We start from the raw sequence: 17,392 nt of genomic DNA on the forward strand, positions 1-17,392 counted from the left end.
ACCTATCTCATCAGATTCCTAGTTTCACAGGAATCTTATTCGACTTTACGAGTATTCGGTCTGTATCTGGATCGAGAACAACTATCTCGACGCTAGTAATATCTTCCCGGAGCAACTGTACACCGACTGTGCAATTTGTGCCGGGTCTAATACTCACACAATGAGTGAGCTGGTCGTGCGTAGCATCTAGAACCATTCCCACGTGCCCCACATGTTGGCCATCACTGAGCAGCACAGGTCGAACTGCAAAGTCATCCTGTGAGAACAGGGATGCCTCAGCATTGATACCAAAGGTAACAATGCGGTTGACGATCTGATCGGGTACCTTTGCTAGTGAGATGTTGATCTCTGCGTTTGATGCCTTAGTCTCGGTTGGCATACGCACGGTGAGAACCGGAATGAGCAATTCCTGCAAACTCAACCCACCGTGGTAGTAAGCCAAGTCGCCGCCCGCCCGAAAAACCGAGTTATTGGTCGGAAACACAAAATCGAGATCAGATTCATATCCAAACTGTGCTGCCGAGATACGAACTGTCGATGGTGGCGTCGCTCCACCGCGTCCGGCCCAGCATCGCCGATGCAGAGAAACTTGCTCGCCACCTGGCTTTTCGATTCTTTCCGACTCATCTCGCTCATGGATAAACAAGTGGCCATGATCCGCTGCCACCACGAACTTCGAGATCCCCATCACCGCGAGTCGCTTGATTGCCCGCGCCACATTGTTGATCGTAGTATCCATCACTTGTCGGGCAAGAGACGTATTTCCTCCCTCACCCATCGCGTCGATTTCGACACTACGAACTAACAACAGCGGCACCCCGCTGACTCGCTTTTCCAATTGAGAACTCGAATGACTGAGAACCTTATCCAACTCCAAATCAACGACGTCAGGAACCTGCCCCTTCCAGTACTTCCTTCGATCGGCCAATGAACCTGTAGTGGAGCCATGAATCTTACCGCCGAGGTCTTTCCCACTCTCGACGACGGAGAACGACTCCTCTGCTCCTGGCATCAGAGCTGCCATGCAAATAGGGGTGATTGTGGGGACAGCCGCCACAGCGGGCTCGATGCTCAATTGCTGCGCGGATTCGAGCAGCCCCTTTAGCTCAATTCCCATTTCGTAGCGAAGCGCATCGACGAGTATGAAGCAGACAGGTTCCGCCGGACTGGCAACGTGCTTGCTGTAGACATTCGTCTGATGAAGAATCCCCGGAATTGCCCAATCGGACCCTTTGAACGCGGCGACGAATCCGTCTGTCATTCGGTCCACTAGACTTTCATAGTCTTGGCGAACTCGATGCACCACTTTCTCCGAAGCAATCGAATCGGTCATTGCCGACAGAGTTGATTCCATGCGCCGATGGAGCAGATCGACGCGATACCATCCCTTCTCTGCCACGTAGCCTTCGACCCAACGCACTGGAGTCTTGGTCTCACTTGGCAGTTGCGTATCAACTTCCTGCACGGCCAATCCCAACTCCGCTGCCAACCCGTAGGCCTGCCATTGTTCCTGTCGTTGCAGTTGATGCAGCGCCCAGAAACTGTGTCTGCGTTGATCGACAATTCCTTGCGATTTGTTGAACTCGCCCGCGACAATCAACTGACCGACGTGATCCAGCAATACTTGCTCCTCGAATCGAAACGTATCGATCTTGCCGAGATGCTCAGGAAGTATTCCTTGAGAACTGAGATGCAGTTCTTGCTCAATCGCATCCGCAATTAGCACATAGGCTTCTGCGTGTTTCTTGCGAAGCGTGTTAGCAACCGACAAAACCAGTTCAAGTTGCTTCGCTGTTGGTTGCTCAACGAGATTGAGCGAGGAAGGTGCCTCGCCAACCAGATCGTTTCGAAACTCAGCCAGCAATACGTAGCGACTCGCTTTGCGGCGTGCTTCCTGAAGGTCGATGCCTTCATTGAACGTTAATCCCATGCGCGATTCGAGCAATTGGTACAGCTCAGTTGTCGCTCCCTTTTCGATGACCGCTTCGTCTTTTTCGGAACTCGCCAGCCATGCCGCCACTACGGACACGTTGTCGTGACGAGCCTCGTAAATGACTTCTAACAGTGATCCCGAAGACCCCCGCTCGCTATCGCCCGCCAAGACATTCACGATGTCTTCGTAGGTTATGCTCGGAGAACTCAGCAGTTTGTCGATCTGGCCATCGCCAAACTGCTGCTTCAGCACACGACGTGATTCACGCTTGAGTTGCGGTTCCCACCGCTCTCCACCGGCCTCCAGCTCCATTAGCACCGCTGTATCGTCGTCACGTTTCCTATGCGGCAGATAAACCAGCACGGGATTGGGAGAATCGACGGAGACTATTTGTTCCACTGCAAACTTAACTGCAAAGAATGAATCTTGAATCACACAAAGCGACGCTGAATGGCTTCCGATGGAAACCTCATCAAGTCGACATTCAGTGGGCAGTTCGCCGTCAACAAGTTCGCCTATGAAACCCGTGAACTCACTGCGGGTGTCGTACCACACCACAACCCGCCGCTTGGCGAGTTTATCGGAGAGGGTCTGAGTCAGGTGTTTGTGAAGGTCGTGCATTAGTTTCTCGTTCGACTTCGTCTATTTTGCATCGTACCGCGGAAATGGCATGTCGGGGCTCGTCAACTCTGACTCACTCAATTTCTCGAAGTCTACTTCTACCCCAAGTGGCTTGCCATCTAAGCTCCATGCGGAATTGTTCAATAGATCTACAATCCCCGCATGTTCTTCAATCCAATCTGACAATTCCGTTCCTTTGAATTGTCCGAGTATCCGATGTTGTTTCCGGTCTGCGCTTGTTTCTGTTACCAATACCTCTGAATACATCTCTCCGAAGATAGAGCGTGCTAATATCGCGTACCGGATTAAATCAGACAGCCTGGCGAGAAGCTGCGAATCATCATCTACGTCAAGAGCGATGATTGGCACATCGACGCATACCGCCAATTTCTCGCTTGAAAAACGAGTCCCAATGCATTCCATATCTCGGACTCTGAGGTTGTAAAACAGCATGTGAGACAGAGCTTCCTGCTTCGCTTGGTCGTCAGCGTTATCTGCGTCTCTAATCTTTGCAAGAGTCTCTTCTCCACGACTTTTCCACTCCTCGACTTGTTGCGGCGACAGGGCATGAAAAGCGAAGTTCAGTTGCGTGGAAAAATCCGCGCTGATAAGCGAAGAACAATCCAGACCAAATATTTCTACACCTGCCTCTATCGATACGACGGATTCCATCAATTGCAGAATCCGCTTCTGCAACTCATCAAACGTCCAGTCAACAGTTTCAATTCTTGGCGGTGTTTCCCGCTTAATGTTCTTAAAGACCACTCGGTCGCTTAGATAGGTAATACCACGAGACCCAGCGTGTGAGATGGCATTGCGCACTAGAGGATCGTATCCGGACAAGAATGTCTCGCCAGTGAACAGACTGTTGATTCGTTTTGTGAGGTATTCGGACTTTGTCCTTTCTCCATTGGTTAAGTCAGCATCACAAAGGGTTGTGAACTTCCCCTCAATAAACTGAAAACAGGCGACTAGCAATGTCATGTAGGGATCGAATAAATCTGCAACTTGGTTCCGGTAGATATTGACGAGATGAGTCGCCTCCTCCACGCTTCCTGGCTCGAACTCCGATACTCGCGACAACTCGCGAGCTATTCGCTCTAGATGGGGGCCTGTCTTTGTACGCAATGCAAACCAAGGCAGAAACAAGTCGTTGATAAAACGGCTTTCATCTAGCTGTCGTGCCTCGTGCATTGTGCATAGGAGGATCTGCACATTGTCGTAGCGTGTCTGCTTTAGACCGAGGCTGTTTAACTTCGTCAACAACTGTTGCTTCGACGGTTCATCAAGATCCGATAGATCTTGCCGGACAAAAAACAACTTCTCGACAGCTTCAACGTCGTATTCTGGAAGGATGTCGTTAGGCTGGAACTTCAAGTTGTTGCCCTCCGCCGTCTAGACCTAGTTGTTCCAGCTGGAGCTGGTGCTTTAAGCAAACTCTCTAGTGCCGCTTTCACTGCGGGACTGGTTCTCGCTTCAACAAGTTCTTCTACAATCGAGTCCCAGCCACTTTTCGGCTCTTCTTTGGGTTGGAAACGCTCTCGGTCGTCCTGTTGCCAGAAGACTTCCTCAAGGCCGTGAGCGATGGCGAGACTGGCGTCACTGGCGCACTTGGGGACGACTCGTTCAGGCCACAAATGCATGGCTAGGTGCGCCCAGTCGTACTCGCCTTGGACTAGTTTGTCCCAGACCTTCTTGCACTCTTTCTGCCACGACTTGTTGTGCGGCACAAGACGCCATAGGGGAGCAAAGTTGATAATCACGCCGTCGTCAGTGTTGGGATTCCAGAGTGGAGCGATTCGCTCAATCTCTTCGGCCATTGCAGCCAGTTCGGTCACAAACCTCTCTTGGTCTTCAATCTCCTTGCGTTGCGATCGAGTGGGCTCAGCTCCAGCTTCGCTCCGCACGCGATCCATTTTCTGACGCTCATGGTTCACCTTCGGCTTGACGTATTCGTTGAGAACCTGAAAAAACGTATCGCGGGTTAAGTCGTGGAAGTAAAGCCAGACCGAATAGGAAGTAGAAGGCGACGCCAATTGCCAGTAGATGGGCGCCTTTCGGCGGCCACGTGAATAACGTGCTTCATGCCACGAAAAGAAATCGCGTCGCAACCACTCTCTCGTACCCGTCTGCGAATCCCCAAGCAATTGATTTAAGTCGGGACAAATCTTCTGGAGTGGCTTGCCAACAACTGATTCAATCGAATGCTCAAGCTTCAACGCCACATCACACGGGTGACCTACGTCATCCACGAGAATTACAGATTTGCTATTTTTTCTGATCGTACGCAGTTCGGCGGGCTGCCATCCGAAAAGTACTTGCTGTTCTGATAGACGCCCTTCCATAAAACGTCCGAGTGCGAGACCGAACCCATAAGACACAACTTGACGCGCTATACCCTCGGCGAGATGAGACTCATTGTTATCGTCAATGCCGTCCCATAACCCAAGGTCTCTATACGGCGCCTCTGCGTGAAGAAACCCGATATCGGCCTCTGATAATTCGTAGGCTTGACATATAGTTGCATCAATCCGTTCACGGCAATCCGCTATCTCGTGCTTCCAAATATTGAATTGCTTGGACAATTCCAGTTGCAATTGCTCAATCGTGCAGATTTCCTTACTCTTGTCTTGATATTCTTTCAGCCAATGAGGTTCTTGAAAGGACGTGCTCGTTTCAACACCCGTCGCAACAAGTCGCTTAATCTTAAGTATCTTGTTTACGTCATCGGAGACTTCGACACCTTTGCTCGGAGCCGGTAGTTGTTTGACGTAACCTGCCTGTTTGTGCTGACCCGAATAGCAGCTAATTAAATATGACGCTAATCGAGAGTTGAGAATTGCAAGGGCCAAATCACTTTTGTCTGCTGACACCGGGAATACGCCCATTCCCTCAACACTAAATATGCAGCCACTTGGCATCACATGGGCGTTTAAGATGTCGGTCCTCTTAGGAAAGCTGATTCCTTCACGGAAGTAGTTGGATTGATTCTTTACTGTGCGAGAGGCGGAGCCATACCTTGCACTCTGCTCTGCCTTTATTTCTCGTCCTCGATCTCGCCAAAGAATTTTAAGGTCAATGTCTCGAAAATACGGCGCGAAGCCACCGCCGTTGGCCAAAGGTGCCCAACAATCTTGGCATGGCGCCTCATGCACAAGTCGGAAGTACCGCCAAGAGCCACCGATACCAAGTCCTTGACGCACTTCTGCGACGTCCGGCTCAAACGTGCTCGTGGACGTGAAAAGTTTTCTCATCGAATCAGATAGATTGTAGAACCCAAGCGAGGCATTGGGCATTTCAAGGAACGAAGTCGTTTGAAAAATACGTATACTGTGTTTTGAAGACGGTTCGTTAATGACACTGTGGAGCGCATTGCCTAAAGTTGTACGATCTACGTTTGTGAGATCGAAGAACCAATTGCTCGACTTCTTCCCACCAGTATCGTTCTGCGCGAAACACCACGTCTCGACCTGAGCGCCGTCCAGTACGGACCATCCAAGATCGACGTTTAAAAGCGAACACTGCTCGTCCAGAATTTGCGTTTCTCTATACTTAGCGTATGACGACTTAATGCAAACCGTCTTGTCAACAATAGCTCCCAGCGCGCCACCTGCTGCTAGTCTTGATCTCCCTGACGCATGCATAGCACATAGTATATTGAATGCATGGTGGGGATACTCTGCGCCTATGTAGTCAGCTACGGTCTCCGGACATTCACCAAACGGCGGATTCATCAGTACTACGTCAAATTGCAGGCGACAAATGTCAATGAACGCAAAACCGCGTGCTGCATCAATCGCGAATAATCGTCGCTGAAAACCGCCGCTTCGTTCCGCGTGTTCAGAGTACGCCTGTAATGCGTTATAGATTCGTTGTTCGGCTTCTCCCCAGAACGACTCATCGGTTATGCCGTACGTCAGATCGAGTTCCTTCTGCACAGTCTTCGGGGCATCATCAAAAAGCGATTGCTGCTGGAACTCTGGGCGTTCCAACCACTGCTTCTTCGCCTTGGCAACCTCTTCTGCGATTTCTTCTTCAATCTTCAGCAGCGAACCGGCTTCCCCCGCCAGTTTCATCGCCTCGAAGACCTTCCTGACTAGACTCGCCAGAAACTGTCCTTCGGCGTCTGCCGACAGGTGCTTAGTGATAAACTCCTCAAGAAATGCAGCTTCGCCCGGCATTGGCTCGGCACAGACAATGTTCGACCGGTCAACCGCAGGGCGATTATCCCGCGCAATCTGACATTCGTTGAACGCCCTTTGCCCGCGCATCCATAAGGCGAGAGCAGCGATCTGGGCCGCCCGCGGATCGATGTCAATCCCGTGCAAATTGCAAGCTAGGACCAAGCCGGGTAGCGCAGCGTGAAGCTGAGTGAGTTCGGCATAATCGTCGCGCAATTGCTTGCCGGTAATTTCCGATGCAGGACTCTCTTCGTCCTGCCAGGCCTCTTCGTAAATCGAGATCAATAGATCGAACGCATACAGCAGGAAGTGACCGCTACCGCAGGCCGGGTCGAGAATCTTGAGGTCTCTCGGATCTTTCTTCGCTCGGTGTGTAATGTAGACCGTTTTCTGCAGGAGTTCTTCCTGCCGAAGATCCTGCTCATTAGCAACATCTTCGGCAAGTGGCTCTTCGCCCGCCGCAAGAAAGACCTCGCTGGGGCGACGGACCAGATACTCGCACTCCTCGACCAGCCGCGTCTCACCCTTTCGCATTTCGTACCAAATGCGGCCGAGCGTGTTGTCCGTCAGGAATTCGACCACATAGCGGGGCGTGAAGAACTGGTTGCGAACGGCCAGCTCACGACTGTTGCGGGGAGCTGACGACTCCTCACGCATCTTTTTGCGTTCTTCTCCGCTGTTGAAATACTGGTACACCCAGCCAATTGTCTCATCTTCACTCCAGACGCCAGCCAATTCGGACTGACCAAGAATACCCAGCAGCTCCGTCAATGCAGTTCGACGAGGCCACAGCATGCTGGCCGTATCGCGACGGTCGAATAGCACTTTGACTTCAACACTCAGCTCATCGCACAGGCATTCCAGATATAGTCGATACCCGCCGTCCGTCAGCGCCGACAATCCCGGAGCTAGTCCACCGAATTCCTTGAATCCGCTCGATTGATCTCCCTTCGAGACACACTCTTGCAACATTCCCCGTGCCTCAAGCATCCGTAACGCAACGAAACGGTTGAGAAACGTAAACGCGGCTTCGCGGGTGTATTCATCGACCGCTTCCTGCGACGTCTTGCCAGACGCCTTAATGTGCTCGATGGCATCGACCAACTTGCGTCGAGCCAATCGCTGACGTGCATCAAGGTGCTTCCCTGGATCAGGAAGAATCTCGCCTCCCGGCAAGATATCAAACGTACCTTCTAACTGCTCGGCAAACTCGTCCTCCAAGAGGCGTCGGATCTGTTGAGTGGCACGTTGCAGTGTATTGCGTATTTCTTGATCCATTTAGGAAGTTCCGTTCGTTGCTACTGAATCAAGATGCGTTTGTTCTTGCCAATGAGATGGAGGCACTCTTCACGCAGGCTCCCCAAAGCCCCGTCAAGTTGCTCCTCGGTATCGATGCCCGATGCAAAATGACTACCAATCTTGACGCGTACAACTCGATCCCCTTCAAGGAGTCGATGCACTTCGGCAACCGCGTCCGCCAAGCGCTTGTCGCAGGCGTCGATGTCCGCTCGCAGTTGCGGTATCGGCGTGCTTGAAGGCACCTCTTCCACTGCACGACTCGTCAACGGTTCGCCAATCTTTACTTGGCGTTCTTCGTCGAGTTGTTCCCAACCAGGAGTCCCTTTTAGCTGATCCACAGCACTCGTGTAGCACTCTGCCCGGCTCTTTGCCGTCGCTTCAAATACGGCTTCATAAAGCTTGCAGAGCTTACTAGCCGCCTGATCCATTTTTGGAAGCTCACGATAGAACGTCTCGCGTTCCAGTAAATCCGCAAGCTCTTCAGCACAACTACGGTGCTCATCTGTAGTGGATTCCTCGTCGACCAAAAATGGCCAGTAGCGACGAAGGGCTGTTTGGGCTCGCGACAAAGACTGTAGTTGTGGCTCTCCAATTGACTTCGAGATATCCGCCGCGCGGGAAATCGCGTCCTTGAGCTTCGCATGGCCTCCGGCAAAACTGAGAATGGTTTCCTCTTCGTTAGCTGAAACGATTTGCTCCATCTGACTAATGGCAGTAGCGAACAATTCGCAGCCGGGAAGTTGATTACGTTCCAGCGTTGCCAGGACACCGCGCAGGTTGCGCTGACAAGCGATAGCCTTTTCGCGAATCGCTTTAGCCACTTCGTCCTGCGTAAGGCTCGCAATCTTCTCGCCAAAAGTATCTTCGTACGCTGACCCCGCTTTGACGATCTCAGCGAAATCGAGCACTTTCTTGGGGCGGAATGTGCAGGAACGAAACTTTGTGTTGTTCGTGAAAGCGTCGATAGCGCCGAGATCGACCACGGATTCAATCGTGACTCCTTGACTGGTGACCGTGATTTGTCCGCTACGAAGCAATGAGAGGGCGAAGAGCTTGACGACATCAATATCCCAGCCGAACGGCGCAGAGTTGAATTCACTCTCGATTGCTTTTCCTGCCGGATTGATGCCGTAGTCGCTCTTGTTGTTGATCCATGACAGCATTTCAGCGAGAGGCCCCGTATCGGTTTCCATCACGATAGAACCATTCTCGTTTCTTAGCAGCTTTAGCGATGTGAAGACAGCAGGCAGACCTCGCAGATCCTCGCTATCAAGCAGTGCCTGAATGTCCTTCTTGCCAACCCGTGCCGCTCCTTCCTCAAAACGTTCAAACACTTCCGGCAGAGCCTTGGCCATCGTGGACTCGGCTGCCCTGATGATCGACTGATCCGACTCATCGGGGCTGCGATCATTGCCTTGGAAGTAGATGACTGAGGTCAAGGCGGATTGCTCTAGCAATCGCCTTACCTCACCGCGATGAGTGTCGCGACGTCTCCCCTCTTCCGATAGCAATCGCGTTTCCGCAGCAGTTTGCGCTCCACGCTCTTTCTTACTAATCATTTCTTTGGAGCGAAACACCTCGGTTACTTCCTTTTCGATTCGCTCCCCGACGGGGATGATCCAAAAAATCGTTCCTCGCTCAACCTGACTTTGTTCTCTCAGCTCCGCTTTCAATCGCTCGTAGTCGTCTTTATCGTCTTCAGCCAAGCGTACTTGAAAGTCGATGTCTCCTTTGACTCTTTCGCGTCCATCAAGGAATAAACTGCCCTTAAAAGCACGGGTGCCGAGCAGAGTGTGAACGGGCTGTGGCTGCCAGAGCTTTTCGATAGTCTCGCGAAGTATCTGGTTACTGTCTGCGCGTTTCGGTTTCAGGGCCGCGCGCTGTGTTTCCCAGTCGTCCTCGGTAGGCGTTGGAATGCGATAGCCATCGTCCCCGAGTCGAATCTTGTGCGCGTCCAACAATGCTTGCAGTGCCTGATCTACGCTTGCCCGAGCTGAATCGCCACCCACACTGGGATAAAGCGTCGCGGCTATGTTTTCGGCGTTGCGGTGAATGCTCTTCACGAACTGCAAGAGACAGATAGATTTGGCCACTTTTTGAGCGAAAAGATGGTCGACTTCCGTGGCTAAGCGATCAATTTTCTCACGAATAGAACTATCGATGTTGTCGCGCACCAGGTCGTAAATGTGCTCGACCGTTACAAGCTGACCCACCTCATGCTCTCCGAGACCCACCTTGGGATGAGCCAATAGCTGTTGAGCCAGCTTGATCACGGTTCGATTCGCGCCACCCACGTGTCGACTAGCTCCACCTTGAGTGCGAAGTCCCGAAACAACGTGAATTACGAAATCGACTTGGTAGGGCAACATCGGATAAAGGTCGATGAAGTTTTCACGAGCAACTTGCGGCAACCGAATATCGGCGGAGAGATTCGTATTGGCGGTCAGACTTCCGCGATTTGCTTCGTAAACTTCCCCCAGCTGCTTTTCCGCGCCCGCTTTCTTGGCTAATACGCGCTTACTAGTGACTTCCGAAATGTCGCTCGGCTCCAAGTGGACTTGAAGTGGAAAGCGATCCATCAATCGTGCAAGCTCGACGCGCGAGTCATCGAGGCCGCCGACAAGCTCGTTTAGCTTTTCTTGGGATGTCGCTATTACCCAGAACTTACCCTGTCCCACTCGGCCTAGTGCTTGAACAATGCCTTGCAAATCAAGCATCTTGTTGACTGTACGAGCAACAAACTGTCCAACCTCATCGATTACGAAGACGATGTTTCGGTTCTCACCCCGGCGTGCAGTAAGCTCCTTACAACGGTCAGCCAAGTGATTCGGGCTAATGTCAGCTCGCTCTTTGGCTCCACGAATCCACGAGTCAGGCGACGAATACGTTTCCGGCTCCAACTCGTGCATCACCCTACTTGCTTCGTTCATCGCAAAGGCGATCAAGTTCTTGCTCTTATCCCAGTTTTTCTTCGGATAGAGACCCTTATACGTATCCTTGAACTCTTCTAGTCGCCCTTCGCCTTCAAGCGTTATTTCAAGCTCTGCAAGATCGAGGTCCGATGCGTATCCAAGATGCTCAAGAAGTTGTCGGTACATAATCTCCGTCAACATCTGGTTGCCGTGCATCACGCCGCGCTCGGTAGCAACGTCAAAAATGACCGCTTCGGTGGGAATCTTCTCCACAACGGTCTTTATCAGCACCGCAACTTTTGAATCACCGATGTGGTCAGCCAACAGCTCACTAGTCGTGTCTGAACCAAGTTGACGATTAGCCAAGGCAAGACCGAGGAGCTTGGCAAAGCTGGACTTACCGGAACCGAAGAAGCCGGAGACCCAGACTGCCATCCTGTCACTAGGTTTGTTCGGTGACGCACTATATGCCTCAAGGATTTCAATAAAGTTGCTTAGAATCGTCTTGGTAACGATGTACTCACCGATTTCACTGCGGATAACCTCTTCATCAGCTTGATCGACCTTAATCACTTCGCGAATATCGCGGTGAATGTCTCTAGCGAATATGTCTTTGATGTATTGAGCAGTCATCTATCGTGTTCCTATCACAGTATTTTCGCTCGGTAGTTGTGCTCTGCTTCGTGCACACCCATGAAACTGAGGCCAGCAGGCGGCACTATTTCTCCTGGGTAGAAGAGCACTCCTGGGATCTCCAGCTTAGCCTGAAAATGCTCGATCAAAGTAGACGTCCGATAACATGGATAGAGCGCTCCGGCTCTTGTGATCCAAAGGACGTCTCGCAGAGGATCGCTACTCTCTGGGACTTTGCTGAGCACCAATTGATCAAGCGGTGCATACTCGCTGAGCACCTGATGGATTGTTTGAGCCACCTGCTTGTGCCCGTTGCGACCAAGCATTGTTTCATTCTCAACGAGATCCTCCGGTGTTACACCCGCATTTGCCAGCGCTTCCATCATGCATTCCATCAGGGAGATCGTGATTATTCGCTTGCCTTTTTGCTCCAGACGCGTTTTCAGTAGCGACAGTTCCTGGCGCAAGGCGAATTCACCGGCTGGATCGTAGAGGAAAATGCAAAGAGGCATATCCTTGTATGCGCTGATATCGGGCCGTGGATCTTCCCTAGAAAGTAGCGGTTCCAACTCATCTCGCAATCGTGCCTTCCAGTCTCTCATCCGACGGCACTCCTTACGTAATCAACCGTGTTTTCACATGGAAGGGTCAATTCTAGAAAACTTCCTGCTCTCTCGAACCGCAGTTTGCCGTATTGGTGAAGACGCAAAAGTTCCTCCTCGACGTCATTGGGCTTCATTAGAAACAGTCGCCAGTCCTTCGCTTCGACAACTCTTCGAGTATTATGCTCGCGTTCCATTAGGACATGCAGGAGGTATAGGAAACTCCGTTCTGGGAGTCGATACGCTTCAAACTCCTTGTTCACTCGTCCGCGCATCAAATGAAATTCGACCGCAATCTTAAGCAACCCATTAGCAACACGTCGATAAGTGTTCTCTTTCCATGCTTCAATCGAACCAAGACGTTGCTTGACCAATCCTTGCAAGAAATCAACTACCGGCTGCGCGGAGATTACGACTACGCCTTCTTCGAGCTTGCCAAAGAGCCATTCTGTGAGAAAGACTCGCAATAGCGCGTCATGACGGCTCATGTGCCACAGTTGAACAGGCCTCCAATCGTCAATAGGCCATCCTTGCTGAACGAGTTCAATCAGGCGACGATCCGTGCCTCCGAATTCGTAACGACGACTCAAGACCTGAAGGAATTTCTTGAGCCAGCTCTGGGAAGAGGCGCCGATAGAATTCGTCTCTGCAATCTTGGCGAAGTTATCCGAGTCTGATTGCTTTAGGTCCCATGTCGAAAATGCCCGAAAGGTTTCATCGACAAATGGTCCACGGATTGCCAAGTTGGAACTGAGTTCTTGATTATTCGCTTTCATTTCGGAAACTCCTCTTCGCGAATGAAAGGAACGGCCAGCTTTCCCGTCTCGCTGCTACTATAGGCTGCAGCTAGAAGCTCAATTGCCTCCTCAACAGACTCACCGGCCATCTTGAGCGGTACTGATCGCAAATCATCAGCTCGGCGTAATTTGCTAGCCTTCTCGCATGTCGCGGCAGATACCAATCCAAGCTCTTGCAACGCGATCAGCGGTTCCGAGTTTGCATGTGAGTCGACTCGCGTCACTAGCTCTTTCCAAGGCTCAGGTTCTTCAAGCCAAGTTGCCCAGGCATCCTCAATTCGATCTTCGATTTCAACTGGAAGCCTCCATAATGTGAAGGACGCGGGAGGGTTGAATACTTCATCGGAACGGACGCCGGCCACTGCGAAGGCAGCCCGGCAGCGTGCGAACACGTGAGTCTTGGAAAAGCCTCGCGAAAGGGCTAGCTCACCGACGTCGCTCAGCAGCCCTTTGGTGTTCCACCATTTCCTGCGATCCATCTCGCCGAAGCGCGCAATGGCAATCCGCAGTTGGGCAGTTCTTACTGCGTCACTTGCCACGCTTTGCACTCCCTCTTTTCGATTTATTGCGAGTCGGGTTCCCTAAGAGCTTAAGCAGCGCTTGCACATCTTTCTGCTTGAACAGTCGGTAATTGTTTAGTGGATGCCGATACTCGGCAATCTTCCCCCCAGCCCCCCAACTTCTCAGGGTATTTGGCGATACGCCGAGCAAGCCTGCTGCCTCCTTCACGGTCATGAACTTTTCTTCGCGGTCTGCCATTCCTGCTCTCCAAACGGAAGATTGAATGCCCCAACATTACCAATCCCTACGAAGATTACAAGGCAGAGAAGAATATCAAAAAGCTATTGCTTTGCCTGCCTGCGGTTTCTTGGATTGTGTCACGGCGTAAAGGTCCGTTCGGGCCTCCGCTTCGCTCCTGCCCTCTCTGCTGCTTTCGCTGCTCGAAAGACTCCACCTTGACTTGCCGTACCTGCGGTCTTTTTGGCCGCCGGCAAGGCCGCTTAATTCAGCACATCACTGCTGTGCCGGGAGCAGTGCGAACGTAAGGAGTTAGAGCGATGAAGAAAGACGAAGTAAAGAAGCTAATCGAGCAAGGCGTACGTGAGCTAAACGATGCACTGGCAATGGGAGACAGCGAGCAGATGAAACAGTTCATGGCTGTGATGGCGAAGTTTCCCCGCTACAGCTTCAACAACTGCCTACTGATTGCGATGCAGAAACCAGACGCGCAGATGGTGCAAGGCTTTCACGCCTGGAAGAAGCTCGGACGCTGGGTAACAAAGGGCGAGAAGGGCATCGGCATCGTTGCGCCGATGGTCTATCGCAACAAGGAGGAGGAATCGTCCGAAGACGGCGAAGAACGAGCCCTGCGAGGGTTCAAGGTCGTGCACGTCTACGACATAAGCCAGACTGAAGGCAAGGAGATGCCAGAGTTTGCCAGCGTCACGGGGGATGCTGGGCACTACATCGAAGCCGTAGAGCGAGTAATACAAGCGAAAGGAATCGAGCTTGTTTATGAAGAGCTTGACTCCGGTGCTGATGGAGTATCTTGCAAGGGAAAGATCATCGTCGACCCTAAGGTGGAAGGTGCCGAGCGATTCGCAGTGCTTACGCATGAGCTTGCACACGAGATGCTTCATACGGACAAGTCGAAGCGATTGCAGACGACGAAGACTATCCGCGAGACGGAAGCGGAAGCAGTAGCTCACGTCGTATGTCGAGCCGTGGGGCTAGATTCTACCACGCATAGTGCCGACTACATCCGGCTTTATAGCGGTGACATGGACGTGCTGGCTGGATCGCTAGATGGCATTCAGAAAGCTGCTGCACAGATACTTGAGGCGTTGGAGTCCGCTGAAGTAGTTGAAGAAGAAGCTGCGGCGTGAGGTGAATAGCAGCATCGCTTCGGCTAAATGCTGGGGCGATGCTGATTTATTTGCAAGCAATCGCCTAAAAGTCGTCTTCAATCTCGACTTCCGTCTCGACCTCAGTTACCACCTGACTCTCAATAGGCGTGTAGAGATCGATCTCGGTGTCATCCGTTTCCAGCGATACAAGCAATGCGTACCTAGCCGAACGACTCCACCGCTCTAAGTGGGGACGCTCCCTCCACCAGCCGGTGACAGGATGTACCCCTATCACTCCGCACGCAGCAAGTTCGCTTGCCATTCCTGTCCAGGTATCCGAATGTATTGAGCCACGCGTTCTCAGGTTCTTACCAAGCTCCCAGCTGCGGTCCTCAGTAACGGAATCGGGGCGTTCTTCTCGATTTTCCCAGGCGTCCTTGCTTAGACGCTGCTCAAACTGCTCTACAGTCTCAACTGGTCGTTTCACGTCAAAACGCAGGCCGTGAGATTGATAACGATGTTTCTTTTGCCACCCGCGTCGACCAGGGCTCGGTTCAATGAAATAGGACAAAGTCACTCGCATCTTGATTGGTGCCTCTCCGAGACTCTCCAGGACCTCCTTCGGCCAAGGCAGCGCGTGCATTCGCATGTCCTTCGTTTTCATCGTCCCATCAACTCGGTCAAATGGCTGTAACGAATCTTGCACGATCATCGTGGCAGCGTTGGACACACTCCAGAGCGCTCGCTCAAGACTAGGCACGCCATACCCATAGCAACGAATGCGTTTGTGACGTTCTCGGTAGGGAAACTCTTCGAGCATCGCGTCTGTCCATTCTGCTGAATGAACAATTAGTGCCCGCACTGTCTCCGGCCAGAGGTGCGGGTACTTGGCATGCACCATTGCCGCAAACCGAGCTGCTTGCGCAGTCGCTCCGCTCGTTTCGCCACTTGTCGTCAGCAACGCCCCCGTAGGACTTACTCGTGTCGTTAGTAACGCCAGATCGTCAATGAAATCCGCATGCCCGCCGCCCGATTCGCGGGCGCTATTACCCCCTTCCATTACGATGTCCGGCTTCAATGGCCATTCCTTCTTTTCCCAGATCACAGAAGTCCGGCTGCAAGGACTTAGTAATCCTGCTTTTGCAATAGGCTCCCAACCGGCGTATTCCTCCGAACGAATATTGCAACGTTCCGTGTAGGCCCCGACTGTCACGACGTTCCAGGAATGGGATGGATCTTCAACACCTTCCAGGTAATTCCTTTCCGGATATTCGTGACGAGTTTCGGGAGGGGTGTTTCCGGCGGAAACAAACATCAGACGTTGGTTAGAATCCAACGCGCCGCTGCATAGCTGATCCACTGATGCGGACCAGGAAGTTGGCAAGCCTTCGTCACACTTTTCAGCGGTAACGGCAAGACAGATTGCACGATTGCGTGTCGGCGACTGCACTTCCGCACGCGCAACTGCCTCGCTTGTAATGGCTCCGTAGTGTTCTGGTTGGTTTGATCCCTCATCAGGGAGGATTTTTACCGATTCCAGGCGGTGGGAAAGCCTCAAGGGCTCATCGCTTTCAAGTACTTCCGTCAAGCAGCCATACAAGGCTAGACCAGCCATTTCCGTGCCGTGCCCTTTGCGATCAGCGGGCGTCCACATTGGGTCAACCGTAAGCAGATGCTCTTCGTCGAGTGCGATCGCAAGCAATGGATGACCACGATTCACGCCAGTATCAAGGAGGCATACCGCAGGGGCGTCCTCAGTAGGCAGCGTCATTCGTTCCAATGCGGATTGAATCCTTTCAGCTTGTTCCTTCGGAGTTAATTCAACAAACTCAGTCGGTACCTTCGCCGCGGCCCGCAGCTCCGCCAGCAAATCGAACAAATTGTGAAACTGTTCCCATTGCTCAGCACTCGCCTCGGCGAGAAGCACGATCCGCTCAGGAAACCGCACTAAACGTTGACTGACCGTAATTCCAATTCGTTGCGCCTCGGATTGAAATTTCTCAACGACGCTCGTAACCTCGCCATCGTTTCGCAGCCAGATCTCCCACCAAATGCTGTCCGCCTGACTAGGGAACGGTTTTGAGTCCGTCCAGAACGAACGCAGCGTTGCCCGCCGTACGAAACTTATACTCTCTACTAGCGCCTGATTTTTAGGAGCGCCGCTATCTGCCTCTTCGTCGATATAACGTTCGAAGATTCGTAGGAACATTGCCGCCTTGCTTGTCGGCATAAACACAACAGCAAACATCTTGCCGCCATCTTCACGAACGTTGACCAGCTCAATACCGCTTCGTTCGCGTTCGAGGCTTTCGATCTTGAGAGCAAATCCTGGGTCGCTCTCAAACTCCAATGTAATACCTTCGGGACGCTCGGATTCGTCGTCGTCCTCGATGTCGGGTGAAGAATCAGCGACTGCTGTGCGAATGCTACTGACAATCCCTGTGCCGTGGCTGTGACGGTCATCCCGTGGCGGCGTTTTGAACGGAGCGCTTCCACCCCCGCTCGTAGAGGTGTAAGTCTTGGTTTCTCCCGTGTTTCGGAGGACAAGATGGGGATGCTGAGTCATG

At 52.1% G+C, this 17,392-nt stretch carries 10 protein-coding genes; 1 reads left to right on the forward strand and 9 read right to left on the reverse strand.

The window, feature by feature from the left end; all coding sequences use genetic code 11:
• Positions 1-10: 10 nt before the first annotated feature.
• From ACQK2L_RS02775 to ACQK2L_RS02810, 8 genes are read right to left on the reverse strand one after another with little or no spacing between them, the layout of a single operon-like run.
• Positions 11-2,554, reverse strand: a complete 2,544-nt coding sequence (locus ACQK2L_RS02775; protein WP_425395408.1) for a PglZ domain-containing protein — start codon at positions 2,552-2,554, stop codon at positions 11-13.
• Positions 2,555-2,575: 21 nt separating this feature from the next.
• The gene (locus tag ACQK2L_RS02780) at positions 2,576-3,931 is read right to left on the reverse strand and encodes a hypothetical protein (RefSeq protein ID WP_425395409.1); all 1,356 of its coding nucleotides are present in this window, start codon (positions 3,929-3,931) and stop codon (positions 2,576-2,578) included.
• Complete coding sequence (gene pglX, locus ACQK2L_RS02785; protein WP_425395410.1) at positions 3,928-8,013, reverse strand: BREX-1 system adenine-specific DNA-methyltransferase PglX; 4,086 nt, start codon at positions 8,011-8,013, stop codon at positions 3,928-3,930. The genes ACQK2L_RS02780 and pglX overlap by 4 nt, the downstream gene beginning before the upstream one ends.
• Before the next feature lie 20 nt (positions 8,014-8,033).
• The gene (gene brxC, locus ACQK2L_RS02790; RefSeq protein WP_425395411.1) at positions 8,034-11,579 is read right to left on the reverse strand and encodes a BREX system P-loop protein BrxC; all 3,546 of its coding nucleotides are present in this window, start codon (positions 11,577-11,579) and stop codon (positions 8,034-8,036) included.
• Positions 11,580-11,593: 14 nt separating this feature from the next.
• Positions 11,594-12,181: a BREX protein BrxB domain-containing protein gene (locus ACQK2L_RS02795; RefSeq protein ID WP_425395412.1), complete on the reverse strand. Its 588-nt coding sequence runs from the start codon at positions 12,179-12,181 to the stop codon at positions 11,594-11,596.
• Entirely contained in the window at positions 12,178-12,957 is a 780-nt protein-coding gene (locus ACQK2L_RS02800) for a BrxA family protein (protein ID WP_425395413.1), read from the reverse strand. The genes ACQK2L_RS02795 and ACQK2L_RS02800 overlap by 4 nt, the downstream gene beginning before the upstream one ends.
• Complete coding sequence (locus ACQK2L_RS02805; RefSeq protein ID WP_425395414.1) at positions 12,954-13,517, reverse strand: BrxE family protein; 564 nt, start codon at positions 13,515-13,517, stop codon at positions 12,954-12,956. The genes ACQK2L_RS02800 and ACQK2L_RS02805 overlap by 4 nt, the downstream gene beginning before the upstream one ends.
• Complete coding sequence (locus ACQK2L_RS02810) at positions 13,507-13,737, reverse strand: helix-turn-helix domain-containing protein (RefSeq protein ID WP_425395415.1); 231 nt, start codon at positions 13,735-13,737, stop codon at positions 13,507-13,509. Before ACQK2L_RS02810 ends, ACQK2L_RS02805 begins: the two co-directional genes overlap by 11 nt.
• Before the next feature lie 299 nt (positions 13,738-14,036).
• Here ACQK2L_RS02810 and ACQK2L_RS02815 point away from each other — a divergent pair, with 299 nt between their 5' ends.
• Complete coding sequence (locus ACQK2L_RS02815; RefSeq protein ID WP_425395416.1) at positions 14,037-14,864, forward strand: ArdC family protein; 828 nt, start codon at positions 14,037-14,039, stop codon at positions 14,862-14,864.
• Positions 14,865-14,928: 64 nt separating this feature from the next.
• On the opposite strand, the gene ACQK2L_RS02820 is transcribed toward ACQK2L_RS02815, so the two are convergent.
• Entirely contained in the window at positions 14,929-17,391 is a 2,463-nt protein-coding gene (locus ACQK2L_RS02820) for a S8 family peptidase (RefSeq protein WP_425395417.1), read from the reverse strand.
• Position 17,392: the final 1 nt, after the last annotated feature.

Origin of the sequence: Aeoliella sp., from assembly GCF_965227375.1 — a bacterium.
In the GTDB taxonomy this organism is placed as follows: Bacteria; Planctomycetota; Planctomycetia; order Pirellulales; family Lacipirellulaceae; genus Aeoliella.

What these genes read in the sequence shown, in the direction of transcription:
- ACQK2L_RS02775 (WP_425395408.1), bottom strand. Translation starts at nt 2,554, where the DNA reads ATGCACGACCTTCACAAACACCTGACTCAGACCCTCTCCGATAAACTC.
- pglX (WP_425395410.1), bottom strand. Translation starts at nt 8,013, where the DNA reads ATGGATCAAGAAATACGCAATACACTGCAACGTGCCACTCAACAGATC.
- brxC (WP_425395411.1), bottom strand. Translation starts at nt 11,579, where the DNA reads ATGACTGCTCAATACATCAAAGACATATTCGCTAGAGACATTCACCGC.
- ACQK2L_RS02795 (WP_425395412.1), bottom strand. Translation starts at nt 12,181, where the DNA reads ATGAGAGACTGGAAGGCACGATTGCGAGATGAGTTGGAACCGCTACTT.
- ACQK2L_RS02800 (WP_425395413.1), bottom strand. Translation starts at nt 12,957, where the DNA reads ATGAAAGCGAATAATCAAGAACTCAGTTCCAACTTGGCAATCCGTGGA.
- ACQK2L_RS02810 (WP_425395415.1), bottom strand. Translation starts at nt 13,737, where the DNA reads ATGGCAGACCGCGAAGAAAAGTTCATGACCGTGAAGGAGGCAGCAGGC.
- ACQK2L_RS02815 (WP_425395416.1), top strand. Translation starts at nt 14,037, where the DNA reads ATGAAGAAAGACGAAGTAAAGAAGCTAATCGAGCAAGGCGTACGTGAG.
- ACQK2L_RS02820 (WP_425395417.1), bottom strand. Translation starts at nt 17,391, where the DNA reads ATGACTCAGCATCCCCATCTTGTCCTCCGAAACACGGGAGAAACCAAG.